Here is a 25,103-nt window from a genome sequence, read left to right as displayed (position 1 = left end):
ATAGCATTTGTGCGATTTGAACAAAAACGCGGTGCGTTTGATGGGAAAGACGATAGGGCCCCAGGGAGACCCGCCGCGGTGGGAGGAAGAGATCTTGAATATTTTGTGGCAAGTGGGCATTCTGTTTGTGGTCTGCCTTGCGGCCCAGTGGCTGGTGACCCTGCTGCCGTTCGCTTTTCCGGCGAGCGTGCTGGCGATGATCCTGGTGTTTTTGCTGCTGCTGGCAGGCGTCATCAAGGTGCGGCAGATCAAAGAGCTGTCCAACTGGTTTGCGCAGAACATGGCCTTTTTGTTCGTGCCGGCCTGCGCGGGGGTGCTCAACTATTTCGACCTCATTGCGGCGAACCTGTTTCCCATCCTTTTTATCAGCGTCGTCACCACCTTTCTCGTCTTTGGTGCGACCGGCTGGACGGTGAAAGGACTGATGCGTCTGCAGGCGCGCCTGAGAAAGGAAAAGGAGGGGCAGGAAAATGGCTGAGGTGCTCTCAAATCCGGTGTTCGGCATCGCGCTGTCGGTGGCGGCCTATGCGGTGGGGGTCTGGCTGAACAAAAAGCTCAAAAGCCCGCTGGCAAATCCGCTGCTCATCGCGGTGGTGCTGCTGATCGCCTTTTTCCTTTTGACCGGCATCCCGATGGGATACTACAACGCGGGCGGAGACATCATCAACTTTCTGATCTTCCCGGCCACCGCCTCGATCGGCCTGTCGATCTACGCCAACTTTGACATCCTGAAAAAGAACCTCATCCCGGTGCTGGGCGGCTGCCTGGTGGGCGCGGTGACCAGTGTGGGCAGCGTGTGGGCGCTGTGCAGGCTGTTTTCGCTGGACGCCACCCTCACCGCGAGCCTGCTGCCCAAGTCGGTGACCACCGCCATCGCGGTGCCCATCAGCGAGCAGAACGGCGGCATCCCGCAGATCACCATCGTGGCGCTGATGATCGCGGGCACACTGGGCGCGGTGCTGGCCCCCAGTCTGTCCAAATGGTTCCATCTGGACGACAGCGAGGTGGCCACCGGCCTTGCCACAGGCTGCGCCAGCCACGCGGCAGGCACTTCCACCGCGGTCAAGATGAGCGAGACGGTCGGCGCGATGAGCGGCCTCGCCATCGGGGTGTGCGGCGTTTTTACCGTGATCCTGGCCATCTTTTTCAAATATCTGCTCTGATGCGTGGAGATCCATACAAAAAGCAGGCCCGGCTTTCACAGCTGGGCCTGCTTTTTTGTGCGCCCGCTTTTGCGCCGAGGCGGTGAAATGCAGAAAACGGGGGGCAGGCTCCCTTTTGCCGGGCGGCGATAACGGGTACAATGGATGCATGGGCCGGCGCCGGGGGCGGCGGCAGTAAGAGAAGATACGGGGGGGAGCGGAATTGAAGCTCAAGATCGAACAGTCGCCCGCCTGCCAGGAGGTGGAGATCACAGTGCGCTGCGCCCAGATGGACGCGCGGCTGGCCTCGCTGCTGGAGCAGATCCGGCTGTACGGGTTTTCAGTGACAGGGCTGCGGGACGGGCGCAGCTATCAGGTGCCGCTGGACGAGGTGCTGTATATCGAGACGGTGGAGGAAAAGACCTTTCTCTACCGCAGCGGGGACGTGCTGGAATGCCAGAGCCGTCTTTATGAACTGGAGGAGCAGCTGCGCGGCACCAGCTTTGTGCGGGTCAGCCGCAGCTGCCTGCTGAACCTGCGCCGGCTGGAAAGCGTCTCGCCCCAGTTTGACGGCAGGTTTGAGGCGCGGATGGAAAACGGTGAGACGGTGGTCATCAATCGTCACTATGTGAAGGGCTTCAAACAGCGCTTCGGGCTTTAAGGAGGGCCAGAGATGAAAGAGAGAATCCGGGACGCGGTCGTCACCTGTTTTGTGTCCTTTACGGTGCTGATCCTCTGTTATGCGGCGCTGGACCTTGCGGGCTGGATCTGGCCGCTGGACAGCCGCCAGGCGCTGCGGCTGTTCGCGCTTACGGCGGCCATCGGGGCGCTGATACAGCTCACCGCGCTGCTGCCCGTGCAGCGGCTGTCCGGCCAGCTGCTGCTCCAGTTTGCGGATGTGGCGGCGGTGGTCTTTGGGCTGGGCGGCCTGATGGGGGTGTTCCCGTGGGAGGGGCCGGTGCTGCTGCTGGTGGGCGGCATGCTGACCTTTACCTACTTTGCCTCGCTGCTGATCTTCCGTCTGATCGAATTTTCCTGCAACCGGCGGGATTCCGCGCGCATCAACCGCATGCTGGCCCGCACACAGGGGCGGACGGGAGGGGACAGATGAAAGTGCTTTTGCTCAACGGCAGCCCGCGCGGCGAGGGCAGCGGCACGCTGCGGCTGGCCCGCGCCTTTCTCGACGGGCTGCAGAGCGTCTGCGATGCGGAGATAGGGACGATCCACCTGATCGAAAAGAAGATCTTGCCCTGCCGGGGCTGCTTTGGCTGCTGGACCAAAACGCCGGGCCGCTGTGTGCAGCGGGACGATATGGACGCGCTGCTGCCGCTTTACCGGCAGGCGGAGCTGGTGGTCTGGTGCCTGCCGCTTTATTATTTCGGCATGCCCGCCCACGCAAAGGCTTTTCTGGACCGCCTGCTGCCCTCGAACCTGCCCCGCATGGACCCCCGGCCGGAGGGCGGGGTGGGGCATCCGCCCCGCTGGCCCGAGCTGCAGCGCCAGCGCCATCTGCTGGTATCCACCTGCGGCTTCTGTGCGCGGCAGAACAATTACGAAGCGCTGGAAAAGCAGTTCGAGCTCGCTTTCGGCGGCGCGGAGGGGCGGCTGACCGAGATCTTATGCCCGGAGGGGGAACTGTTTCGGGTGCCGCAGCTGCGCGGGCGCACCGGCGCCTATCTCGGGCTGCTGCAAAAGGCCGGGCAGGAGTTTGGCCGGGGCGGCATCGCTGCGGATACCCGCGCCGCGCTGGAAGAGCTGCTCTTCCCGCCGGATGTCTTTATAAAGATGGCGGACGCCAGCTGGGAGATCGCAGGGGAGCCGGAGGCAGAGAGCGAGGCGCTGCGCTTCACGCGGCAGATGGCGGCGCTCTATGACCCCGAAAGCTGGCCGGGCAAAGATCTGGTGCTGGAAATGGCCTATACGGACAAGGGGGAGGCGTTCCAGCTGCGGCTGGGCAGGGAAGAGGCCGCTGTCTGTGCAGACAAGGCGGATTTTGCGCCGTATACGGCGCGGGTCGAGACCCCGCTGCAGCTGTGGAGGCAGATCGGCGCCGGAGAGGCGGACCCCATGCAGGCCCTGGCGGAACACAGATACCGCATTTTTGGAGATCTGAGCTTTATGAGCCGCTGGGACGACTTTTTCAGCGGCGGCGCCGCAGCGCCCGCGGCGGGGGAGAAGCGCGCGTCCTCCGCCGACGTGCAGGGCGAAAGCCGCAAAAGCCCCAGTTTTGCGCTGCTGCTTTTGCCCTGGATCGTCTTTTCCTGCGCGCAGTCGGCGGGCGCTTTGGCGGGGGCGGCGGTGACGCTGGCGGCCTGTCTGCTCCTGCTGCCGGCCGCGCTGCGCTGGCAGCTCACCCCGTTCGACGCCGCGGAGGGGGTGCTGCTGGGTGCGTTTTCGGCCGCGGTCCTGCTGCTCGGCGCCGGGTGGGAGCCGTGGCTGCGGGCCCTGGCAACGCTGGGGTACGCGCTGCTGTGGCTGGGCACGGGCCTGTTTGCAAGAGTACCGCTGACGGCCTGGTATTCCAGCCGCGAGTTCGGCGGCAGGCGCGCCTGGGCCAACCCGCTGTTCCTGCGCACCAACCGCATTTTGACGCTGGTGTGGGGCATTTATTTTCTGCTCAGCGCCGCGCTGCCCCTGTGGGCGGCGCGCGCGGGGGCGGCCCCTCTGGCGATGGCGCTGGCAGGGCAGCTGGCGCCGCTGCCTTTGACGGCGTTCACCCTTTGGTTTCAGCGGTGGTATCCGGCCTGTGCAGCCCGAGGCCGGGATAAGTAAAAGGCTCTGCGGCGTAGACGCCTGCCGAGAGGGAGGACAGCAGCGCGGCGTTTGCCACCCGGTAGCCGCCGCCGTCCAGCCGGCACAGCGCCCCCTGGCCGCACAGCTGGCCAAGGACGCGCAAAAGCTGCCGGTGGCTGCAGCCCAAAAACTCGGCCATATGGGTGTGGTTGTCGTGAAACTCCCCTTCCCGCGCGCCGGCAAGGATGTAGCTGGCCGCCCGCCGGGTCACGGAAAAGCTGATGGCGTCCGCCAGATCCCGGTCCCGCAGAATGGCTTTGTGGCAGAGCGCCGCGCACAGAAAGCGCAAAAAGACGGGGTCTGCAAGCAGCTGCTCCCTCTGCGCCATGGGCAGGCAGAGACAGAGCAGATCGTCCGCCGCCTCGACGTCGGTGCGCACCGCCCCGCCCTCTGCAAACTCAAAATCTCCCAGTACGGCAAAGGGCTGAAAAAAGCGCAGCAGGCACTGGCGGCCGGTCTGCAGCAGCCGCACCACACGGCAGCGGCCCTGCAGCAAAAAGTAGAGGAAGCGGGCGCGGTCGCCCTCGCGGCAGAGCGCTTCTCCCTTTTGAAAAGCGCACAGCTTCAGCTGCGCGGCCGCCCGGGCGGGGAGGATGCTCCGCACGCCGCAGGCGTCGATCCATTGTTCCCGCTCCGCATCCGACCGGATCTCTCTCAATCTATTCGCCTCCTTTTTCTTTAACTATGACATATGACATAGTTGATTGCAACCCATATTTGTTACACTGGGGGCGAAATAAAAATGCGGACCGCGCGGTCCGCGGCCGCCCGGGCGGTTTTTGCCGGGGCAAAAAAGGGGGATGCTGCGGATGATCTATTTTCTTGTGTTTGTCGGGGGCCTGCTGCTCTCGTCCATGCAGAGCCTCAACGGGCTGCTGAGCGGGTATCTGGGCCTGTTCGGCACCAGTTTTGCGGTGCATGTGATCGGCGGGGTGCTGCTGGCCGCCTTTATCCTGCTGGTGCTGCGGCAGAAGATCCGTCTTGGCCCCATGCCGTGGTACCTGTATGCGGCGGGCGTTTTCGGCATCGCGCTGGTCACCTGCAACAGCGCCTGTATCGCCCATCTGGGCGCAGCACTCACCAGCTGCCTGTCCATTGCCGGCCAGCTGATCTTTTCCATCCTGCTGGACCATTTCGGCCTGTTGGGCATGCGCCGGGTGCGCTTTGACCGGCGGCGGCTGCCGGCCCTGGCCCTGATCGCCGCGGGCCTGGTCATCGTCACCGCTGCGGGCTGAGGGAGGGGAAAAGGATGTTTTATCTGTTTTTGCTGTTGGGATTTGTCTGCGGGGGCATCAATGTGGTGTCCAAGACCATCAACTATCAGGCCACCAATCATCTGGGCACCGCCTGCGGCACCCTGATCAACTACCTTGTGGCCTCGCTGCTCTCGGCTTTGGTGCTGCTGTTCACCGGGCCGCAGCAGCTGGCGCCGGCCCGCTTCGCCTCGGCGCCCTGGTGGCTGTATCTGGGCGGGGTCTGCGGCCTGCTTGCCATGCTGATCAACGTCACCTCCCTGCACAAGATCAGCCTGTTCCAGTCCACCACCATGCTGCTGGTGGGACAGCTTGTGGGGGCGGTGATCCTGGATGCGCTGGTGTTTCGCAGTATGTCGCTGCTCAAAGCGGCCGGGGTAGCGGTGCTGGCGGCCGGTGTGGTGTGGGACAAGCGCCTGTGTACGTCCCCCGCCGGGGCAGCTGGGGACGGCGGCGGGGCCTGAACGCCGCCCGGGCCGGCACGGCCCGCTGCGGGGGAGACCCGCTGCCGCCCGGGAAAAGACGGCCCCGGTCCGCAGACAGAGCGCGGCCCCGGCGGTTTCAGGGGGCCTGTCCGGGCGGTGTGGGCCGCGCCGCAAAAGCCCCGCCGGGGCGCGCGGTGTGCGCGGCTGCTCCGGTCCCCCATACGCTTTGAGGCTGTTTTGCTGTTTTGCCCCGGCCGCGGTAAAGCGGAAAGGAGACCGCATGAGCGGCGGAACACGCCGCCCGGCCCCGCGCTGCCGGGAAATGGCGCACGGAAAAAGGCTGCCGCAGATGCGGCAGCCTTTTGCTGTTTTCAGGGAAAAATACAGGCGGTTTGCCCCAGCCCAGTCTCCCCAAAAAGGGGAGGGTCAGCTGCGCTTTTCAGCCTTTCTGCCCGCGGCGGCGCGGGCGGGGCGGCCGCTGCTGTGGGCGGCACGGGGGGCGGCGGGACGCTGCTTTGCAGCCTCGCCCTGGTTCGCGCGCACGACTGTGTCGTTCTTTTTCGAGGTGGCGCGCTGGATGGGGGTCACGTCCTGGCTGCGCGCGGCACGAGGGGCCCGGGTCTTTTCCGCCGCGGTGCCTGCGCGCTTGCTGATCTCCTTTTCCAGCTGCTCCAGCGCTTTCACATGCAGGCGCTCGTCCTCCAAAATCAGCTCCAGCGTTTTGCGCACGGTGGGTTCTTTTACCCGGTGCAGGGTGTTCTCATAGCTCTGCACCGTCTTTTTTTCAAACGAGAGGTCGCGGCCCACCATGGCCTTGAGCGTTTTGGGGTAAGGGATCATGTCGGCGCGCCAGAAGCGCTTTTCCACGCCCGGCACGGCAAAGTTCGCGTCGGCACCCAGACGGTTGATCATCTCGCCCAGACGCTGCAGGTGGGAAAGCTCCACCAGATAGATGCCGTGCATCACCGCGGCGGCTTTCTTTTCGTCCTGGGTGGTGAGCTTCAGGTTCTGATAGAGATAGATCATGGAAGCCGAGATCTCGCCGATCTGACCGGCGTAGTCCTCGTACAGGGCCTTGGCCAGCCCGATGTCCGGCTTGAGCACCGACAGGTCGGGATAGGCTTTGCCGGTGGTGTAGCGGGTGCGTGAGCCCAGCGGCGGGTTGGACCCCTTGGCCGCGGTGCCCCGGGTGGAGGGGTTTTTCTGCGCCGGGGTTTTCACCGCCGCTTTTTTTGCCGTAGACGCCGTCTTTTTTGCAGCGCCCTTCAGCGTGGTTTTGGAGGCTGATTTTTTTGCGGCCGCGCTTTTGGCCGGCGCTTTGGAGGATCTTGCACTGCCGCTCTGGGCACCGCTCTTCCGGGAAGCGGAAGAAGCTGCGCCCGCGGAGGCGCTCTTTTTTGCACCGGCAGCGGATCTGGAGGCGGTCCCGGATCTGCCGGGCTGGGAAGCCGCTGACTGTTTGGATGTGGTCGAGGTCATATTCGCATTCATTCCTTTCAAAATACGCGGGGTGGGCGCGGCGCGCCGGTGTCCGGCGCGGCGTTCCCCTGATTTTGCTGTTAGCGTTTCCCGGCCCGGCGGGTTTATGCATTTTTTGCCGTTCCGCACAAAACCGGCGGGCCGGCGCGCCCGGGCAAAGCCGACGCGCCGGAGCGAAAGACGGTTTTTCCCCCGCGCATTTTGGTGTATACTAGAAGAGAAAGCGAACAGAGAGGACGGGATAAAATGGACGGAGAACTTTTTAAGCGATATGCGGAGTTTGCAGTGCGGGTGGGGGTGGGCGTGCTGCCCGGCCAGACCCTGATGATCACCGCGCCCATCGAGGCGGCGGAGTTTGCGCGCTGCTGCGCGCAGGCTGCTTTTGAGGCCGGTGCGCGGGATGTCCATCTGCGGTATGAGGACGAAAAGCTGGCGCGCATCCGCTACCAGAATGCCACCGAGGAAGCGCTCTGCGACGTGAAGCCCTGGGTGGAGCGCAGTTATCTCGACTATGTGGAAAGCGCGGGCGGCACCTCGATCCTGCACATTTTGGGCGAGGACCCGGAGGCGTTTCTGGGCCTGGATGCGGACAAGATCAACCGCGCCCGGCAGGCCGCGCGCAGCGCGCTGAAGACCTGGCGCTCCTACACCATGAACGACCGGGTGGCCTGGAGCATCGTGGCGGTGCCCACGGACAACTGGGCGAAAAAGGTCTTTCCCGGCTGCGCGCAGGAGCAGGCGGTGGAAAAGCTCTGGCAGGCCATTTTCGATGTCTGCCGGGTGACCGGCGGCGACCCTGTGGCGGCGTGGCGGCAGCACATCGAGACCTGCACGGCCATGAAAGAAAAGCTGAACGCCCTAAACCTCCGCTCGCTGCATTTCACCAGCGGCAACGGCACCGACCTGACGGTGGGGCTGGCAGAGGGCGCAGTGTGGGAGGGGGCGGCCAGCACCACCCCGCAGGGCCAGCGGTTCATCGCCAATGTGCCGACCGAAGAGGTCTTTACGGCCCCGCACCGGCACAGGGTGGACGGGGTGGTCTATGGGACCCGGCCCTATGTCTATAACGGGGACCTGATCGAAGATCTCTGGGTGCGCTTTGAGCAGGGCCGGGTGGTGGAGAGCGGCGCGCGCAGGAACGCCGCCCTGCTGAAAACGCTGCTGGACACCGACGAGGGCAGCCGCTCGATCGGCGAGGTTGCGCTTGTGCCCGCCTCCAGCCCCATCAACCGCAGCGGCCTGCTGTTTTACAACACGCTGTTCGACGAGAACGCCGCCTGCCATATTGCCTTTGGAGACGGCTATCCCGGCACCGTGCAAGGCGGCACCGAGCTGACGCAGGAAGAGCTGCTGGAGCGGGGCGTCAACCACAGCGTGGTGCACGAGGACGTGATGATCGGCGCGGCGGACACCCGCATCATCGGCGTGGCCGGGGACGGGCGCCGGGTGACTGTTTTTGAGGACGGGGTCTGGGCGCTGTAAAAGAGACCGCAAAGGTCCGGGCCGCAGCCACAAAAATAAAAAGAGGGCGGGGCGGGGGCTGTGCCTCACGCCCTTTCCCTTTTTCTGCAGCGACCCGGCGCGGTGGAGCGCGAGACCTGCAGCGGCGCGCCGGAGACTGATCGGGAGGCCGCCGCAGGACCGCGTTTGCCGCCCCAGCGGCGGAACGGGGATTTTTTATGGTGGCGCACGGAAATCCACCGCTGCACAGCCGGCTACCCATGGGCGGAGTCTGCGGGCAGCAGCCTGCGGCGGGGCGCTCGCGGCCTGGGCCTTGTGGTATGCAGCCTTGTGGTCCGCCGCCTGCGCGGCAGGCGGACGCAGCGCTTTCCGGCGGCGGGGGACGGCGCGGAGAAAGGGCCGCCGACAGCGGTGCGGCTGTGTCCGCAAAAAAGACCGGGGCCCGCAGGAGGGCGTTCGTTTTTTCAGCCGCCGTTTTGCCCCCCCGCCGCGGAGAAAAGGGAGAAAAGTGCAAAAAACGTCCCCCGCCGCGCGCCGCGCTGCGGGCCGTTCTCTGCATTTTAAGTTTTTTTTAAGAGATGGGACCGCTTTTTCCTAAGACGGCTCTTTTATACTGGGGCATAGGGCAGGCGGGCCTTTGCGCGGAAAAGCTGTGCGCCGCCGATACAGGGGGCGGCGCACGGCGTGGAAAAAGGTGTGAAGTGAGGGAGGCCGCATGGCAAACGAGAAGATACTGGTAGTGGATGACGACAGGGCGATCGTGGAGGCGCTGACCATCCAGCTGAAAAAAGAAGGATTTGAGGTGGCCGCCGCCTACGACGGCTACGGCGCGCTGGACGTGCTCGCGGGCGGCGGCGTCGACCTGCTGCTCATCGACGTGATGATGCCCCAGCTGGACGGCTTTTCGGCGATCATGCGCATCCGGGAAAAGCAGAACCTGCCCATTTTGGTGATGAGCGCCAAGACGGAGGACACCGACAAGATCCTCGGCCTTTCCATCGGGGCGGACGACTACATCACAAAGCCTTTCAATGCGGCGGAGGTGGTGGCCCGGGTCAAAAGCCATCTGCGGCGCTACTACCAGCTGGGCGGGGCGGGACCTGCGCCGGCGGCCGAGAATGTGACCCGGGTGGGGCGGCTGAGCTACGACTTTGACGCGCATCAGCTCAGCGCCGACGGCGCGCCGGTGCGGCTGACCGCCACGGAGACCCGCATCGTGGAGCTGCTGTTCCGCAACCCGGGGCGCATTTTCTCGGCCGAGGAGATCTATTCCCGCGTCTGGCAGGAGGAGTCGTACGCCTGCGAGAACACCGTTATGGTGCACATCCGCCATATCCGCGAAAAGACGGAGCTCAACCCGAAAGAACCCGAGTATATAAAGGTGGTGTGGGGACTTGGATACAAGTTGGAAAAGCACGGAAGATAAAATGGAAAAACACCCGGGGGAAAAGCTCTCCGGCGGCCTGCCGCTGCTTTTTTCGCTTTTTCTCGGTTTGACGCTGCTGGCCCACGCGGTGGTGATGGCCGTTTTCGGCGGCGGATGGTACGGGCTGACCGATTGGGCGTATCTGCGGGGAGACCTCTCCCGCAGCCCCGCCTATGCGGACGCAGTGGCAAACCTCTACCGCACGGTGGCGATCACGGCCGCCGGCGCGGGGGATGCGGTGGGAAAGCCCACCGAGACGGTCTCCGACGACCTGGAACTGCAGCAGCAGGATGAAAACGGCATCCGCAAAAACATCGTCGCCGCCTCTTCGGAGGCTGCCCTGGCGGAGGACAGCGGCGCAGAAAACTTTGAAGAACAGCAGGAGAGCGCTTTCTGGCCCGCCGCCGAAGAGACGGGGGACAGCGCGGCCCAGGCCCGGGCCGCCATGCGGGACTGGCTGTCCCATATTCTGTCCGCCGACGGGCAAAACGGGGGCCAGCGGCTGGGGATCGCGGTGCAGGGGGCGGACGGCAGCCTGCAAAAGGATTACCCGGTCACCGTGCCCTTTGACGAAGAGACCGGCCAGCCGGTGGTGCCGGCGGGCTGGCGGCTGGAGGTCTATTGGGACGGCGAGAGCCTGACCGCTGCGAATGAGAAGATCCTGGAAGCCTATCAGAACACCGCCTGGGCCATCCGTCCTCTTGAGCAGAACATGGCAGGGCTGCGCATTGCCCTGATCACCCGCAGCTGGGACGCCGGGGACGGGATATACACGTCCTGGTACTTCGGCAACGATGCGCTTTATTATGCGTCGTATACGGCCTCCAACGAGCATGCGGCCTCGCTGCTGGTGCTGGGCGAGCTGGCTGTGGGCTTGCCGATGGTTCTACTGCCGCTGGTGCTGCGGCGCCGGCGCAGGGCGGGGGCGGCGGCATTCGCCCGCTTCACCGGCTGGTTTTTGGCAGAGTTCAAGCTGCTGTGCGCGGCCCTGGACCTGGCTGTGGTGTACTGGCTTGCCCGGGCCGCGCTGTACGAGGTGGGCGGCAGCCTGGTAAATCTGGCGACACTGTCGGCCATCGGCGGCTTTCTGCTCGTGGTGCCGTTCTGTGTTCTGCTCACCGATCTGCTGTACAACGGGGCGGCCGTGTTTCACAACAATCTGTGGAACCTGACCCGCCGCGCCGTCCACGCGCTGACCTCCCGCAGCGGGCTGGAAAAAAGCCTGATGACCCGGGCATGGGCGGCGGCCGCGCCCGCTATTTTGGGCTGCGCCGGCTTCTGCATGATCCCGCTGGCCGGCCTGTCCGGCTGGTATGGGGGCGGAGAGATGCTGCTGGGGCTGGTGCTGTGCCTGCTGCTGATCGCGCTGGGGGGGATCTTGCTGCTCTGGCTCTGCGGGCGCGCTTTCCGGACCATGGGCGCTTATGCCCGGCAGGTGGGCGATCTGGCGGAGGGACGCCCGGCCCAGCCCCTGCCGCTGAAGCCGGGGGACACCTTTGCCGCGGCGGAACGCGACCTGATGAACCTGCAGGAGGGGGTGCGCCGGGCGGTGGATCAGGCCGTGGCGGTGCAGCTGCAGGCGGAACGGGTGCAGCTGCAGTCCGAGCGGATGAAAGTGGAGCTGATCGCCAATGTCAGCCATGATCTGAAGACCCCGCTCACCAGCGTGGTCAACTATGCGGACCTGCTGTGTGAGGAACCGCTGCAGGCGCCGGCGGACCACTACGCCCAGGTGCTGCGGGAAAAGGCCTATCGCCTTAAAACCATGGTGCAGGATGTGTTCGACGTGAGCAAGGCCGCCAGCGGCGCGCTGCCCCTGCAGCCGGAGCTGATCGACCTCTCGCGCCTGATCGGCCAGACACTGGCGGATATGGATGAAAAAATCGCGGCCTCCGGGCTGGAATTCAAGGTGAACCTGGCGGCGGAGGTGCTGGTTTTTGCGGACGGGGCAAAGCTTTACCGGGTTTTTCAAAACCTGCTCGACAACGCGCTGAAATACGCCATGCCCGCCTCCCGCGTCTATGTGGACGTCGCCCGGCAGGAGGGCCAGGCGGCGGTACGGGTGCGCAATGTCAGCGCCCGCGCGCTGGATATCCCTCCGGAAGAGCTGGTGGAACGCTTTGTGCGCGGGGATGCCAGCCGCACCGACGGCGGCAGCGGTCTGGGGCTTTCCATTGCGAAAACCTTTACCGAGGCATGCGGCGGCGCGTTTGAACTGCGCTTTGACGCCGACCTTGTGACCGCCGCCGTGCGGCTGCCCCTTGCCCCGGAGGATGGGGAGAAAAAGAAAAAGGACCGGCCCGGCCCGGAGGCCGCGGCCCGGGAGGAAGCTGCTTGCCCCGCCGCAGACCCGGAGGATTGCCCTGGCCCGGCGGAGCAGGATTGCCCCGGCCCGGCGGCGCAGGAGGGGGACAACGCGAAAGCGCCGCCCCCCAAGTGCGGGGACGGCGCGGCGGAAACATCAGGACAGCCCTCTGCGCCAGACGCGGCGCAGGCAGAGGGAGCTCAGCCCTGAGGGGGCGGCTGTTCTCCGCGGTCCAGGTTATCCAGCGCGTACTGACAGCACTGGATCACCAGTTGGTTCAGGGAAACGCCCTTGTCCTGGGCGAGTTGTTCAAGGTCGGCAATGAGGTCGCAGGGAAGCCGGAAGGTCTTGTTGCTGTACTCGGTCTTTTTTACCTGAAACATGACACTCACCTCCTGACTCTCATTTTAGGTGTAAAATAAAATATTATATACACGCTATATTTACACCTATAAATATCTTGTAAATTTCCGTGTATTGTGATAGGATGAGAGCAAAAGCGGCAGGTGGCGGCAAAAAATTGTTTTATTTGGCGCTGCCGGTGGGGATGACCCGGCTTTTTGCGCTTTTTCTGTTGCGTTTTGCGGAAAATGCCGTCTTTAATAGTGAGCGGCTTTTTCAGGAGGGAAAAAGCGCGGCGCTTGACAAAAAAGCGCGGAAAAGCGTAAAATGGGATAAAGTTTACTATTGTAAGCCATATAAGAGGGAGGGGCCGGGATGAGAAACGGGATAGAGCGATTCGTGACGGCTGCGCGCCGTGCCGCCGTGCTGTTGTTGATCCTGTGCGCCTTTCTTCTTTTGCTGCCCGCGGCGCCGGCGGCGGGGGCGGCGGTCCCACCGCCCGTCCAGGCGCAGCTGGTCCGGTGGGATGGGCGCTGGCTGGAGAACGTGAGCAGCGGCCGCTGCGGGGCCCGGGTGCTGGTAGAGGGGCCGCAGGGGCCGCGCAGCCGGGTATACCTGCTGGGGCCCGGAGAGCGAAAGCAGGTGCAGGATATGGATGGCGAGCGGGCGGTGAGTATCCGGGCCTGGGCGATCTGAGCGGTCGGCGGCAGAGCCTGCCGGGCGGCCGCCGGGCTGGACAGCACAGAAAGAAAACGCTCCGCTCCGCAGCGGAAAATCCCTCTTGGGAGAACGGCTCTGCCGTTCCCGCATGGACGGCCACCAAAGCGAAAGGTTATGGGGAAACAATATGCCGTTCCGCAGCGGAAAATCTCTCTTGGGAGAACGGCTCTGCCGTTCTCATATGGACGGCCACCAAAGCGAAAGGTTATAGGGAAACAATATGCCGCTCCGCAGCGGAAAATCTCTTTTGGGAGAACGGCTCTGCCGTTCTCGCATGGACGGCCACGAAGACTAAAGGTTATGAAGAGACAATATGCCGTTCCGCAGCGGAAAATCTCTTTTGGGAGAACGGCTCTGCCGTTCCCGCATGGACGGCCACAAAAGCTAAAGGTTATGAAGAGACAATATGCCGCTCCGAAGTGGAAAATCTCTCTTGGGAGAACGGCTTTGCCGTTCTCGCATGGACGGCCACTAAAACGGTAGGTTACGAGAAAACAATATGCCGTCCTAATGCTTGCATATTTCCGCCGCTTGTGGTATAGTATGCTAGTAAGAAGAATGTCAACCGTGAAGCGTGGGCCGCAAGGCCCGCGCTTCATGTTTGTAACGGCGGTCCTGCAGGGGGCGTGATCCCCCGCGGGCCGCCCGCTTTTGGAGGTGTATATGGCGAAAGGCAAGGGAGGCAGCACGGTGGCCATCGTCGAGCGCATCGCCCGCCCGGTGGTCGAAGAGCTCGGCTATCGCCTGTGGGACGTGCGCTACGAGAAAGAGGGGCCGGATCACTTTCTGCGGGTTTTCATCGACAAGGACGGCGATATGGACACTGCGGACTGTGAAAAGGTCTCCCGGGCGCTGGACCCGCTGATCGACGAGGCGGACCCCATCGAGGAGAGCTATTACTTTGAGGTGAGCAGCCCGGGGCTGGGCCGCAGGCTGACGCGCCCCGAACATTTTGCCGCGGTCTGCGGGGAAAAGGTACTGGTGCGGCTCTACCGCGCAGACGCCCTGGGGAACAAGGAGTTTACCGGCACCCTCACAGGCGCGGCGGACGGGGAGATCGTCCTTGACGCTGCGCAGGGAGAGCGCCGCTTCGCCCTCTCCGACGTCGCACTGGCCAAGCTCTGCGACGATGAAGACCTTTTTTGACACGGCACGGCCTGTGCGGGCCGACGTCCCGCCGCGCGGCGGCGGGACCCAAAACCGGGAAAACAAGCCGTTTTTTATTGCGGAGCAATGAAAAATACCCGCGCGCCGCGGGTCAGGGAGGAAAACAGAAAACATGAACAGCGAATTTTTCGAGGCTCTTGCCCTTCTGGAGAAAGAGCGCGGCATCAGCGAGGACTATCTGGTGGAAAAGATCCAGGCCGCCATCGTCATCGCAGTCAAAAAAAGCTATGATGTAGAGGAGAACGTCAACGTCGTCATCGAGCCCCAGACCGGCAAATTCTCGGTGGCCATCGTCAAGGACGTGGTGGACGAGGTGGAGGACCCGCGCACCCAGATGACGCTGGAGGAGGCGCAGAACGTCAAAAAGAGCGCCCGCGTGGGCACCCAGGTGGAGATCCCCCTCAAGCCGAAAGAGTTTGGCCGCATCGCGGCACAGACGGCCAAGCACGTCATCCGCCAGGCCCTGCGCGAGGCGGAGCGCAACCAGATGTACGCCGAGATGCAGAGCAAGGCGCACGAGATCGTCTCGGCCGTGGTGCTCAAGATCGACCCGGTGCGCGGCATCGTGGTGGTGGATCTGGGCAAAAACGAGGCCATTCTGCCCCATAACGAGCAGGTGCCCGGCGAGACGCTGCGCGAGGGCGAGCGGGTGAAAGTTTACGTCGTGGACGTGGCGGTCACCGACAAGGGGCCGAAGATCATGATCAGCCGCACCCACCCGGGCCTGGTCAAGCGGATGTTCGAGATGGAGGTGCCGGAGATCTTCGACGGCACCGTGGAGGTCAAAGCCATCTCCCGCGAAGCGGGCCTGCGCACCAAAATGGCGGTGTGGAGCAAGGACGAAAACGTCGATCCGGTCGGCGCCTGCATCGGCGCCCGCGGCGCCCGCGTCGCGAATATCGTGGAGGAACTGGGCGGCGAAAAGATCGACATCGTCCGCTACAGCGAGGACCCCGTGGAGTTCATCTCCGCCGCCCTCTCGCCGGCCACGGTGGTCAAGGTGGAGATCCTGGACGGCGAGACCAAGAGCTGCAAGGTGACCGTGCCCGACAACCAGCTCTCGCTGGCCATCGGCAACAAGGGTCAGAACGCGCGGCTGACCGCGCGGCTGACCGGATACAATATCGATATCCGCCCCGAAAGCGGCTATTACGGCGAGGAGCCCGAAGAGGCCCCGGCGGCCGAATAAGACAGGACGGGGTCACGGCAGGACGGAGGGATGCTCAAAATGGTGACAAAAAAGATCCCGGTGCGCCGGTGCGTCGGCTGCAACGAGGGCAGGCCGAAAAAAGAGCTGGTGCGCATCGTGCGCAGCGCCGAGGGAGAGATCAGCGTGGATGTGACCGGCAAAAAATCGGGGCGCGGGGCGTATATCTGCCCCAGCCGCGAGTGTCTGGCCAAGGCGCAGAAAGCGCGGCGTCTTGAGCGGGCTTTCAGCTGCGCGATCCCGCCGGAGATCTACGAGCGGCTCGCCGCCGAGGTAGAGCAGCGCGCGGAGGAAGCAGATGGATAAACTGCTCGGCGCGCTCTCCCTCTGCCGCAAGGCCGGCAAGCTGGTGATGGGCTTTGATCCGGTGGCGGAAAGCGTGGCAAAGGGCAACGCACAGCTGGTGCTGCTGGCCGCCGATCTGGCGCCGGGCAGCCGCAAAAAAGCGCTGCGCTTTTGCGAGGGTGCGGGCCTTGCCCCGCGGGAGCTGCCGTTCACCCAGCAGGAACTGCTGGCCGTCACACCAAAAAGGACCGGCGTCTTCGCCGTGATCGATACAGGCCTCGCGCAGCTGGTGGAACGCCAGCTCGCCCCGGCCGGGCCGGAGGGCGGCAAACCGCTCCGGGCCGAACAATAACCAACCGATGGAGGTACTGCTTATATGCTGATCAAATACAAGGCCGGCGACGTCGCCAAGGATCTCGGGCTGCCCAACAAAGAGCTGCTGGAGGTCGTCACAAAAAAATTTGGGGAGGGGAAAAAATACACCACCCCCCTCACGGAAGAAGAACTGAACTACGTTTTTGAACACTACACCAGGGAGAAGCAGGTGGCCAGCTTTGACGAGTATCTGGCCAGCGCCCCGCAGCCCAAGCCGGCCGCGCCGGCGGAGCCGCTGAAAAAAGCGGACGGCACCGTGGTAGAGCTCAAGCGCACCGGCGGCAGCAACATCGACTTCAAGGCCCCGCCCAAAAAGGAAAAGCCCGCGCAGCCGGCACAGCCCAAGCGCGAGGTGGTGACCGTGCGGGTGGATACCCGCGGCGGCGACGTCAACCTGGACAAATTCAACGAGAAGTACGAGAGCCTGGCCGGCGCGCCCACCCGCGGCGCGGCGCAGGCCTCCGGGGGCGGCAAGCACGGCAAGCAGAAGGTCGGCCCCGGCGGCAAACAGAAGTTTGCCCAGCGCAACAACCGGCGCGGCCAGCCTTTCAAGCGCCGCGAGACCGAGGCGGAGCGCCTGCAGCGCCTGCAGCTGGAAAAGGCCCGCAAGGCCCAGCTGAAAGTCTCCATCCCGGACGAGATCACGGTGGGCGAGCTGGCCTCCCGCCTCAAGCAGACCGCGTCCAACGTCATCAAAAAGCTGATGGGCCTCGGCGTGATGGCCTCGGTGTCCGAAGTGGTGGACTACGATACCGCCGCCCTGGTGGCGGAGGAGTTCGGCGCCAAGGTGGAACACGAGGTGCACGTCACCATTGAGGAGCGGCTGTTCGAGGACGTGGCCGACGATCCCGGCGTGCTGGAAGAGCGCCCGCCGGTCGTGGTGGTCATGGGGCACGTCGACCACGGCAAGACTTCGATTTTGGATGCGATCCGCAAGACCCGCGTCACGGCGGGCGAGGCGGGCGGCATCACCCAGGCCATCGGCGCCTACCAGGTGGAGGCCGGCGGCAAAGCCATCACGTTCCTGGACACCCCGGGCCATGAGGCGTTCACCTCCATGCGCGCCCGCGGCGCGGACCTGACCGACATCGCGGTGCTGGTGGTGGCGGCGGACGACGGCATCATGCCCCAGACCATTGAGTCCATCAACCACGCCAAGGCGGCGGGCACCACCATTATCGTGGCCATCAACAAGATGGATAAGCCCCAGGCCAACCCCGAGCAGGTCAAGGAACAGCTCACCAAATACGAGCTGGTGCCCGAGGAGTGGGGCGGCGACACCATCTGCGTGCCGGTCTCCGCGCTCACCGGCCAGGGGATCCCCGATCTGCTGGAGAACATCAATCTGCTGGCCGAGGTCAAGGAACTGCGGGCAAACCCGAACCGCCGCGCCAAAGGCGCGGTCGTCGAGGCGCGCCTGGACAAGGGCCAGGGCCCCGTGGCCACCATCCTGGTGCAGAACGGCACCCTGAAAAAAGGCGACTGCATCATTGCCGGCACCGCTGTGGGCCGCGTGCGCGTGATGCGCAACGACAAGGGCGAACCCATCGAAACGGCCGGCCCCTCCACCCCTGTCGAGATTACCGGCCTCACCGAGGTGCCCGCCGCGGGCGACCTGTTCGAGGCTGTGGCGGACGAAAGACTGGCCCGCGAGCTGGCCGACCAGCGCGCGGCCAAACAAAAGGAAGAGCAGTGGGGCAGCTACCAGAAAGTCACCCTCGACAACCTGTTCAGCCAGATCGAAGAGGGCGAGCGCAAAGAACTGCCCATTGTGGTGAAAGCCGACGTGCAGGGCTCGGCCGAGGCGGTCAAGCAGTCGCTGGAAAAGATCTCCAACGACGAGGTGCGGGTCAAGGTCATCCATGCCGGCGTGGGCGGGATCTCGAAGAGCGACGTCATGCTGGCCGCCGCTTCGGGCGCCATCATCATCGGCTTCAACGTGCGCCCGGACCCCGTCGCCAAGGCGGAGGCGGCCCAGGCCGAGGTGGAGCTGCGCATGTACCGCGTTATCTATGACGCCATCAACGACGTCACCGATGCCATGAAAGGGATGCTGGCCCCGAAGATCCGCGAGGTGGAGCTGGGCCGCATCGAGGTGCGCAATGTGTTCAAGATCTCGTCGGCCGGCACCATCGCGGGCAGCTATGTCCTGGACGGCAAGATCACCCGCGGCAGCAAGATCCGCCTGGTGCGCGACGGCGTCGTCATCACCGAGGACGAGATCAGCTCGCTGCGCCGCTTCAAAGACGACGTCAAAGAGGTGGCCGCGGGTTACGAGTGCGGCGTCGGGCTGGAAAAGTACAACGACATCCACGAGGGCGATATCTTTGAGGCTTATATCCTGGAGGAATACCGCGACTGAATCGCGGCAGGATAAGAACCTGTACCCCAGAGCGGAACTACCGGGTGAGCGGGGACGCTTTTTTGCCGGGCAGGGAGGCTTCCCGCTGCCCGCCGGCCGTCCTGCGGCAGGCGGGGCCGGGCAAAAGAGGCCGCCGCAGGTAGGGGTTCTGAGGTCGGATGAAAAAACGGCGGCGTGCCGCCCCACCGGCAAGGAGAGACGATATGGCGCAATCCAATCACATGGGCCGTCTCGCTGAGGACATGAAGCGGGAGCTCATCGACATCATCAGCCACATGAAAGACCCGCGGGTGAACGGCCTTTTGACCGTTATGCGGGTGGAGGTCACCCCGGACCTGGACACCGCAAAGGTCTATGTCAGCGTTTTGGGGGAGGAGGACGCCCCCAAAAAGGCGGTGGAGGCCCTCAACCATGCGGCGGGGCACGTGCGCAGCGAGATCGCAAAGAGGATGCACATCCGCAAGAGCCCGTCCTTCCGCTTTATCGAGGACGACGGCGCGGCCTATGCCGCCCATATCAACAAAATATTGGGAGAGTTACACCATGACTGAACGCATCGATCTGGCAGCGGTGATGGAACGGCTCGCCGGGGCGGAGGATATCCTGCTGCTGTGCCACAAAAACCCTGACGGCGACACGCTGGGGTCCGCCGGCGCGCTCTACTGGGCGCTGACGGCGCTGGGCAAGCGGGCCGCGATCTTCTGCAGCGACCCTGTCACGGAACGGTACGACTATATGCAGCTGGGCCTGTACGACGGCAGCTGGGAACCAAAGTATGTGGCGGCCATCGATGTGGCGGGCATCCAGCTGTTTGGCGAGGGGGCCGCGCAGTACCTCAAGCGCGTCGACCTGTGCATCGACCACCACCCCAGCAACTCGGGGTACGCCGACGCGACCCTGCTGGAGCCGGAGGCCGCCGCCACAGCGGAGATCATTTATCTGCTGATCTGCCGCATGGAGGTGGAGTTCACCCCAGTCATGGCGGACTGCCTGTACACCGGCGTGTCCACCGACACGGGCTGTTTCAAGTTTGCCAACACCACCCCGCGCACCCATCACATCGCGGCGGAGCTCATGGAGCGGGGCGCGCATTTTGTACACCTGAACGAGCTGCTGTTTGAGAGCAAAAGCCAGCGGCGTCTGGCCATCGAGCAGACGGCTTTGTCCCATCTGGAATATCACTTTGGCGGGCGCTGCGCGCTGATGTACGTCTCCCGGGACGAGATCCTGCAGACCGGGGCCGACAGCAATGATCTGGAGGGGATCACCAGCATCCCGCGCATGATCGAGGGCGTCGTGGTGGGCGTGACCATGCGGCAGCTGGAGAGCGGCAGTTATAAGGTCAGCGTGCGCACCGCAGGCGAGATCGACGCCTGCAAGATCTGCGCGGCGCTGGGCGGCGGCGGGCATATGCGGGCCGCGGGCTGCGAATTTTTCGGCAACCTGGAGAACGCCAAGGCGGCGGTGCTGGCCGAGGTGGAAAAACAGATATGAACGGCATCCTGATCGTGGATAAACCCGCGGGCTGGACCAGCTTTGACGTGATCGCCAAGCTGCGCGGGGCGCTGCACACAAAAAAGATCGGCCACTCGGGCACGCTCGATCCGCTTGCGACCGGCGTGCTCCCGCTTTTTGTGGGGGGCGCAGTCAAGGCGGTGGACCTGCCGCAGAACCACCGCAAAAGTTATCTGGCAACGCTGCGCTTCGGCGTGCACACCCCCACCGGCGACCTGGAGAGCGAGCCGGACGAGCTGCGCCCCGGCCGGGTGGAGCGGGCGGCGCTGGAGGCGGCGCTGCCCGGTCTGATCGGCCCCGGCGAACAGCTGCCGCCCATGTACTCGGCGGTCAAGGTGAACGGGCAGCCGCTTTACAAGGCGGCGCGGGCCGGCCGGCAGGTGGAGCGTAAGCCCCGCCCGATCGAGATCTTTTCGCTGCAGTGCATCGGGCCCGGCCCGGGCGAAAATGAGTGGCAGGTGGCGGTGAGCTGTTCGCGGGGCACCTATATCCGGGTGCTGGTGGAGGAGATCGCCGCCCGGCTGTCGACCGTTGCCGTGATGAGCGCGCTGCGGCGCACCGCCAGCGGGGATTTTACATTGGAGGCGTCCCATCCCATGGATGAGATCCTGGAGGCAGCCGGGAAAGGCGAGGCCGAGCGGCTGCTGCTGCCGGTGGACAGCGTTTTTTGCCAGCTGCCGCGTCTGGACGCTTCCGAAGAGCTGGCTTCCCGGCTCTGGCATGGCGCGCCCACCCATCTGCGCCTGGCGGACGGGCTTTACCGCGTCTATGCGCAGGGGACTTTTTTGGGATTGGCGTCGGCGGAGCAGGGCGTGGTGAAGGTGAAAAAGCTGTTTTGTGAGCGGGAGGGCTGACCTCCCGCCGCGGGGCGCGCTCCCTGAGGCTGTCGGCATGCACTGCGCCGCGGCGGCTCAGAACCCCGGACCGTCTGCGCCCCCGGCAGGACGGGAGACGGCCCGCATCCCGGGGCCGCCCCGGCACAGGAAAGACGGCGCGGCCTGCCTTTGGGGCGGCGGCCGGGCGCGGACCTTATCGCGAGGAACGGCAAACCGCCGTTCCAGGAAAAATACAAACAGTGATTTTGAAAGAAGATATTACAAAAAGAGGCTTCTTATGCGAGAGCTGGAACAAAAACCGAAAAGCCGTTTGACCGTGGCGCTGGGATATTTTGACGGCGTGCATCTGGGGCATCGGCAGGTGCTGGGCGCCGCGGTGCGCGCGGCGCGGGCGCAGGGGCTGCAAAGCGGCGTGTTCACCTTTGTGTTTGGGGAAGAGAACCCGATCAAGGGGGACGCCATCCTCGCGCCGGAAGAGCGCCGCCGCCGGATCGGGGCGCTGGGTCTCGACTGGTATTATTGCCCGTCCTATGACGATTTCTGCGGGCTGTCGCCCGAGCAGTTCGTGGACGACATCCTGCTGGCCCGCATGAACGCCGCCGCCGTATTCTGCGGGGACAATTTCACGTTTGGCTGCGGCGGCGCTGGGAATGTGGCGCTGCTGCAGTCCCTGTGCGCGGCGCGGGGCATTGCGGTCACCGTGGTGCCCATGGCGCAGGACGCGGGCGGCCCCGTCTCGTCCACCCGCATCCGGGATATGCTGCTGGCGGGGGAGATGGAGCAGGCCAACCGCCTGCTGGGCGAGGCCTATGCGCTGGAAGAGCCGGTGGCCCACGGGCGCAAGATCGGCCGGGCAAAACTGGGGTTCCCCACCATCAACCAGAGATACCAGCCCGGCATGCTGCTGCCCCGCAGCGGCATCTATATCACCCGGGCGTGGGTGGGCGGCGGCGCCTATCCGGCGGCCACCGGCCTGGGCGACCGGCCCACGGTGGGCGGCGCGGACATCACCTGCGAGAGCTTTTTGATCGGCTTTGACGGCAACCTCTACGGCGACGCGGTGCGGCTTGAGTTTTTCAAATACATCGCGCCCACCCGGAAGTTTGATACGCTGGACGAACTGAAAGCCTGCATCTCCGACGCGGCGCGCCGGTCACGGGAGTATTTTGCGGCGCGCTGATGCGGGAGGGCGGGGCCCCGCGCGTGGTTTTTGTGTCCCGCTGCGGCCGTGAGGGGGCGGAAAAGCGCGGCGCCGTGCGCTGCCTTTTTTTCTGTAAGGAAGCTGTAAAAAAGCAGGAGGAAATTCCTTTACAGGCTGCTTTGTTTGTGCTATAATAATTTAGCTTACCCGGGCTCAGGCTGCGGCGCTCCGGCCCTGCCTTAGTTCGCGGCAAATCGCGTATAAAAAGGAGAAACAAAGATGAAGAGCAAAGCTGAGATCATTGCCGAGTATCGCCTCACTGAGACGGATACCGGGTCCCCCGAGGTGCAGGTCGCGCTGCTCACCGAGCGCATCAACCACCTCACCCAGCACATGAAAGAGAACAAGCACGACTATCACAGCAACCGCGGCCTGCTGAAAATGGTCGGCCGCCGCCGCAACCTGCTCGCCTACCTGCAGAAAAAGGATGTCGAGCGCTATCGCGCCCTGATCGCGCGGTTGGGTCTGCGCAAATAACAAGCTCAGAAAGGGCAGCCGGTCTTGCCGGCTGTCCTTTCAGTGATTTTAGGGGCATTCAGCGTTTAGCGGTAAACTGGGCGCTTTGCTTTGTGCAAAACGCCGAGTTTATTGCTAAAACTGGCTGCCTCCCAAATCACGCTATATTTCATTATTCAGGAGGCTATCCCCATGGTCGAAGAATTTACTTCCCGCCTCGAGACCTTCCCCAACTACAAGGTGTTCGAGACCGAGCTGGCCGGCCGCCCGTTTGTGGTGGAGACCGGCAAGATGTGCTGCCTGTCCAACGGCAGCTGCCTGGTGCGCTACGGCGAGACCGCCGTGCTGTGCAACGTCACAATGAGCGAAAAGCCCCGCGAGGGCATCGACTTTTTCCCGCTCAGCGTGGATTTTGAGGAAAAGCTCTACTCGGTGGGCCGCATCCCCGGCAGCTTTATGCGCCGCGAGGGCCGTCCGGGCGAAAAGGCCATCCTCACCAGCCGCGTGGTCGACCGGCCCATCCGGCCGCTCTTCCCCAAGACGATGCGCAACGACGTGTCGGTGGTGATGACGGTCATGAGCGTCGATCAGGACTGCAGCCCCGAGATCGCGGGCATGATCGGCACCTCTATTGCGCTTTCCATTTCCGACATCCCCTGGAGCGGCCCCATCGCCGGCGTCTTTATGGGCCTGGTGGACGGGGAGCTGGTGGTCAACCCCACCGAGGCGCAGCGCAGGGTGAGCGACCTGTCCCTCACCGTGGCCGCGACCGAGCAGAAGATCGTCATGATCGAGGCCGGCGCCAACGAGGTGGACGAGACCACCATGTTGCAGGCGATCAAGGACGCCCACGCCGAGATCAAAAAGATGATCTCTTTCATCAACGGCATCGTCGACGAGATCGGCAAGCCGAAAAAGCAGTTCGAGATCGTGGATCTGGACTTTGACCTGCTGATGAAGGTGCGGGACAAATATCTCGACGACTTCAAGGCCGCGATGGATACCGACGACAAAAACGTGCGGGACGCGCGCCTTGCCCCCATCCAGGACCGGCTCATCGAGGAGTTCGGCGACGAGGTGGATTACGCCACCATCGACCTGCTGATGTACAAGATGCAGAAGTATGTGGTGCGCCGCTGGCTGCTGGACGACGGCAAGCGGGTGGACGGGCGCGGCATCAACGAGGTGCGCCCGCTGGCTGCGGAAGTGGGCCTTTTGCCCCGCGCCCACGGCAGCGGCATGTTTACCCGCGGCCAGACCCAGGTGCTCACTGTGGCCACCCTCTCCAACGGCCGCGACGCCCAGATCATGGACGACATCAGCACCGAAGACGAAAAACGCTATATCCATCATTACAATTTCCCGCCCTATTCGGTGGGCGAGGCCCGCGCGCCGCGCAGCCCCGGCCGCCGCGAGATCGGCCATGGCGCCCTGGCGGAGCGCGCCCTCATCCCCGTGCTGCCCAGCGAGGCGGAATTCCCCTATACCATCCGCCTTGTCTCTGAGGTGCTGTCCTCCAACGGCTCTACCAGCCAGGCCTCCATCTGCGGCTCCACCCTGGCCCTGATGGACGCGGGCGTGCCCATCAAGGCGCCGGTGGCCGGTATCTCCTGCGGCCTGATCACCGAGGGCGACCGCTGGATGACCATGCTGGATATCCAGGGCGTGGAGGATTTTCACGGCGATATGGACTTCAAGGTCGGCGGCACCCACAAGGGCATCACCGCCATCCAGATGGATATCAAGATCGACGGCCTCACCTACGATATCATCGAGGAGGCGTTCGAAAAATGCCGCAAGGCGCGCCTGTATATCCTGGACGAGATCATCCTCAAGGCCATCCCGGCCCCGCGTGAGCAGCTGTCCGCCTACGCGCCCAAGATGGTCAGCTTCATGATCGACACGGAAAAGATCCGCGACGTCATCGGCAAGGGCGGCAAGGTCATCCAGGACATCTGCGCCAAATGCAACTGCAAGATCGACGTGGAGGAGGACGGCCGGGTCAGCATCACCGCCGTCAGCCGCGAGGACCTGAACCGGGCCGTGGGCATCGTCAAGATGATCGTGGAGGACCCGGAGGTGGGCGCGATCTACAAGGGCCGTGTCACCCGCCTGATGAATTTCGGCGCTTTCGTCGAGATCGCCCCGGGCAAAGAGGGGCTGGTCCACATCTCCAAGCTGGACACCAAGCGGGTCGAGCGGGTCGAGGATGTGGTGGCCGTGGGCGACGAACTGCTGGTCAAGGTCACCGAGATCGACCAGCAGGGCCGCATCAACCTCTCCCGCAAGGACGCGCTGGCCGACATGGCAAAACGCCAGGCGGAGCGCTCTCCGGCGGGGGAATAAACACCGG

25 protein-coding genes are annotated in these 25,103 nt (G+C 64.2%); 22 read left to right on the top strand and 3 right to left on the bottom strand.

Annotated features, from left to right (window positions below):
• Window positions 1-94 precede the first annotated feature (94 nt).
• From H8S23_RS03435 to H8S23_RS03415, 5 genes are all read left to right on the top strand, one after another.
• Window positions 95-478 carry a CidA/LrgA family protein gene (locus H8S23_RS03435; protein WP_186886897.1) on the top strand — a complete coding sequence of 128 codons (384 nt, stop codon included), beginning with the start codon at window positions 95-97 and terminating at the stop codon, window positions 476-478.
• A complete protein-coding gene (locus tag H8S23_RS03430; RefSeq protein ID WP_186886896.1) occupies window positions 471-1,163 on the top strand; it encodes an LrgB family protein in 693 nt (230 codons plus the stop codon). The genes H8S23_RS03435 and H8S23_RS03430 overlap by 8 nt, the downstream gene beginning before the upstream one ends.
• Window positions 1,164-1,365: 202 nt before the next feature.
• Complete coding sequence (locus H8S23_RS03425) at window positions 1,366-1,803, top strand: LytTR family DNA-binding domain-containing protein (protein WP_186886895.1); 438 nt, start codon at window positions 1,366-1,368, stop codon at window positions 1,801-1,803.
• A gap of 12 nt (window positions 1,804-1,815) precedes the next feature.
• Window positions 1,816-2,253, top strand: a complete 438-nt coding sequence (locus tag H8S23_RS03420) for a hypothetical protein (RefSeq protein WP_186886894.1) — start codon at window positions 1,816-1,818, stop codon at window positions 2,251-2,253.
• Window positions 2,250-3,914, top strand: coding sequence for a flavodoxin family protein (locus H8S23_RS03415; RefSeq protein WP_186886893.1), 1,665 nt, complete (start codon window positions 2,250-2,252; stop codon window positions 3,912-3,914). Before H8S23_RS03420 ends, H8S23_RS03415 begins: the two co-directional genes overlap by 4 nt.
• Here H8S23_RS03415 and H8S23_RS03410 read toward each other — a convergent pair.
• Window positions 3,856-4,593 (bottom strand): cyclic nucleotide-binding domain-containing protein, encoded by a 738-nt coding sequence (locus H8S23_RS03410; RefSeq protein ID WP_186886892.1) that lies wholly within the window; start codon window positions 4,591-4,593, stop codon window positions 3,856-3,858. The genes H8S23_RS03415 and H8S23_RS03410 overlap by 59 nt on opposite strands.
• 151 nt (window positions 4,594-4,744) lie before the next feature.
• On the opposite strand from H8S23_RS03410, the gene H8S23_RS03405 reads away from it, so the two are divergent.
• A complete protein-coding gene (locus H8S23_RS03405; protein WP_186886891.1) occupies window positions 4,745-5,170 on the top strand; it encodes a DMT family transporter in 426 nt (141 codons plus the stop codon).
• A gap of 14 nt (window positions 5,171-5,184) precedes the next feature.
• On the top strand, window positions 5,185-5,652 hold the full coding sequence (locus H8S23_RS03400) for a DMT family transporter (RefSeq protein ID WP_186886890.1): 468 nt from the start codon (window positions 5,185-5,187) through the stop codon (window positions 5,650-5,652).
• 387 nt (window positions 5,653-6,039) lie between these two features.
• Here the strand turns inward: H8S23_RS03400 and H8S23_RS03395 are convergent, their stop codons facing one another.
• Window positions 6,040-6,834: a manganese catalase family protein gene (locus H8S23_RS03395; protein WP_186886889.1), complete on the bottom strand. Its 795-nt coding sequence runs from the start codon at window positions 6,832-6,834 to the stop codon at window positions 6,040-6,042.
• A 504-nt stretch (window positions 6,835-7,338) separates the two neighbouring features.
• Here H8S23_RS03395 and H8S23_RS03390 point away from each other — a divergent pair.
• The 3 genes from H8S23_RS03390 to H8S23_RS14085 all read left to right on the top strand — a co-directional run bounded on the left by H8S23_RS03390 (window position 7,339) and on the right by H8S23_RS14085 (window position 12,494).
• The gene (locus H8S23_RS03390) at window positions 7,339-8,574 is read left to right on the top strand and encodes an aminopeptidase (RefSeq protein WP_186886888.1); all 1,236 of its coding nucleotides are present in this window, start codon (window positions 7,339-7,341) and stop codon (window positions 8,572-8,574) included.
• A 694-nt stretch (window positions 8,575-9,268) separates the two neighbouring features.
• A complete protein-coding gene (locus tag H8S23_RS03385) occupies window positions 9,269-9,979 on the top strand; it encodes a response regulator transcription factor (protein WP_186886887.1) in 711 nt (236 codons plus the stop codon).
• A 1-nt stretch (window position 9,980) separates the two neighbouring features.
• Entirely contained in the window at window positions 9,981-12,494 is a 2,514-nt protein-coding gene (locus tag H8S23_RS14085) for a sensor histidine kinase (RefSeq protein WP_186886886.1), read from the top strand.
• Here H8S23_RS14085 and H8S23_RS03375 read toward each other — a convergent pair.
• Entirely contained in the window at window positions 12,485-12,667 is a 183-nt protein-coding gene (locus H8S23_RS03375) for a hypothetical protein (protein ID WP_186886885.1), read from the bottom strand. The genes H8S23_RS14085 and H8S23_RS03375 overlap by 10 nt on opposite strands.
• A 334-nt stretch (window positions 12,668-13,001) precedes the next feature.
• Here H8S23_RS03375 and H8S23_RS03370 point away from each other — a divergent pair, with 334 nt between their 5' ends.
• The 12 genes from H8S23_RS03370 (at window position 13,002) to H8S23_RS03315 (ending at window position 25,096) form a co-directional block, all read left to right on the top strand.
• The gene (locus H8S23_RS03370) at window positions 13,002-13,322 is read left to right on the top strand and encodes a hypothetical protein (RefSeq protein WP_186886884.1); all 321 of its coding nucleotides are present in this window, start codon (window positions 13,002-13,004) and stop codon (window positions 13,320-13,322) included.
• Between the two features lie 687 nt (window positions 13,323-14,009).
• A complete protein-coding gene (locus H8S23_RS03365) occupies window positions 14,010-14,492 on the top strand; it encodes a ribosome maturation factor RimP (RefSeq protein ID WP_186886883.1) in 483 nt (160 codons plus the stop codon).
• Window positions 14,493-14,625: 133 nt separating this feature from the next.
• On the top strand, window positions 14,626-15,702 hold the full coding sequence (gene nusA / locus H8S23_RS03360; protein WP_186886882.1) for a transcription termination factor NusA: 1,077 nt from the start codon (window positions 14,626-14,628) through the stop codon (window positions 15,700-15,702).
• Window positions 15,703-15,741: 39 nt separating this feature from the next.
• The gene (gene rnpM, locus H8S23_RS03355) at window positions 15,742-16,026 is read left to right on the top strand and encodes an RNase P modulator RnpM (protein ID WP_186886881.1); all 285 of its coding nucleotides are present in this window, start codon (window positions 15,742-15,744) and stop codon (window positions 16,024-16,026) included.
• Complete coding sequence (locus H8S23_RS03350) at window positions 16,019-16,357, top strand: L7Ae/L30e/S12e/Gadd45 family ribosomal protein (protein WP_186886880.1); 339 nt, start codon at window positions 16,019-16,021, stop codon at window positions 16,355-16,357. Before rnpM ends, H8S23_RS03350 begins: the two co-directional genes overlap by 8 nt.
• A 24-nt stretch (window positions 16,358-16,381) precedes the next feature.
• A complete protein-coding gene (gene infB / locus H8S23_RS03345; RefSeq protein WP_186886879.1) occupies window positions 16,382-18,742 on the top strand; it encodes a translation initiation factor IF-2 in 2,361 nt (786 codons plus the stop codon).
• A gap of 203 nt (window positions 18,743-18,945) precedes the next feature.
• Window positions 18,946-19,293: a 30S ribosome-binding factor RbfA gene (gene rbfA / locus H8S23_RS03340; RefSeq protein WP_186886878.1), complete on the top strand. Its 348-nt coding sequence runs from the start codon at window positions 18,946-18,948 to the stop codon at window positions 19,291-19,293.
• On the top strand, window positions 19,286-20,236 hold the full coding sequence (locus H8S23_RS03335; RefSeq protein ID WP_186886877.1) for a DHH family phosphoesterase: 951 nt from the start codon (window positions 19,286-19,288) through the stop codon (window positions 20,234-20,236). Before rbfA ends, H8S23_RS03335 begins: the two co-directional genes overlap by 8 nt.
• On the top strand, window positions 20,233-21,111 hold the full coding sequence (gene truB / locus H8S23_RS03330; RefSeq protein WP_186886876.1) for a tRNA pseudouridine(55) synthase TruB: 879 nt from the start codon (window positions 20,233-20,235) through the stop codon (window positions 21,109-21,111). The genes H8S23_RS03335 and truB overlap by 4 nt, the downstream gene beginning before the upstream one ends.
• A gap of 259 nt (window positions 21,112-21,370) precedes the next feature.
• The gene (ribF, locus tag H8S23_RS03325; RefSeq protein ID WP_186886875.1) at window positions 21,371-22,273 is read left to right on the top strand and encodes a riboflavin biosynthesis protein RibF; all 903 of its coding nucleotides are present in this window, start codon (window positions 21,371-21,373) and stop codon (window positions 22,271-22,273) included.
• 240 nt (window positions 22,274-22,513) lie between these two features.
• The gene (gene rpsO, locus H8S23_RS03320) at window positions 22,514-22,771 is read left to right on the top strand and encodes a 30S ribosomal protein S15 (protein ID WP_186886874.1); all 258 of its coding nucleotides are present in this window, start codon (window positions 22,514-22,516) and stop codon (window positions 22,769-22,771) included.
• Between the two features lie 171 nt (window positions 22,772-22,942).
• On the top strand, window positions 22,943-25,096 hold the full coding sequence (locus H8S23_RS03315; protein WP_186886873.1) for a polyribonucleotide nucleotidyltransferase: 2,154 nt from the start codon (window positions 22,943-22,945) through the stop codon (window positions 25,094-25,096).
• Window positions 25,097-25,103 lie beyond the last annotated feature (7 nt).

The organism is Anaerofilum hominis, assembly GCF_014287275.1.
In the GTDB taxonomy this organism is placed as follows: Bacteria; Bacillota; Clostridia; order Oscillospirales; family Ruminococcaceae; genus Pygmaiobacter; species Pygmaiobacter hominis.
Note: the sequence above shows the minus strand (reverse complement) of the source record. Positions and strands in the feature narration are given on the sequence as shown.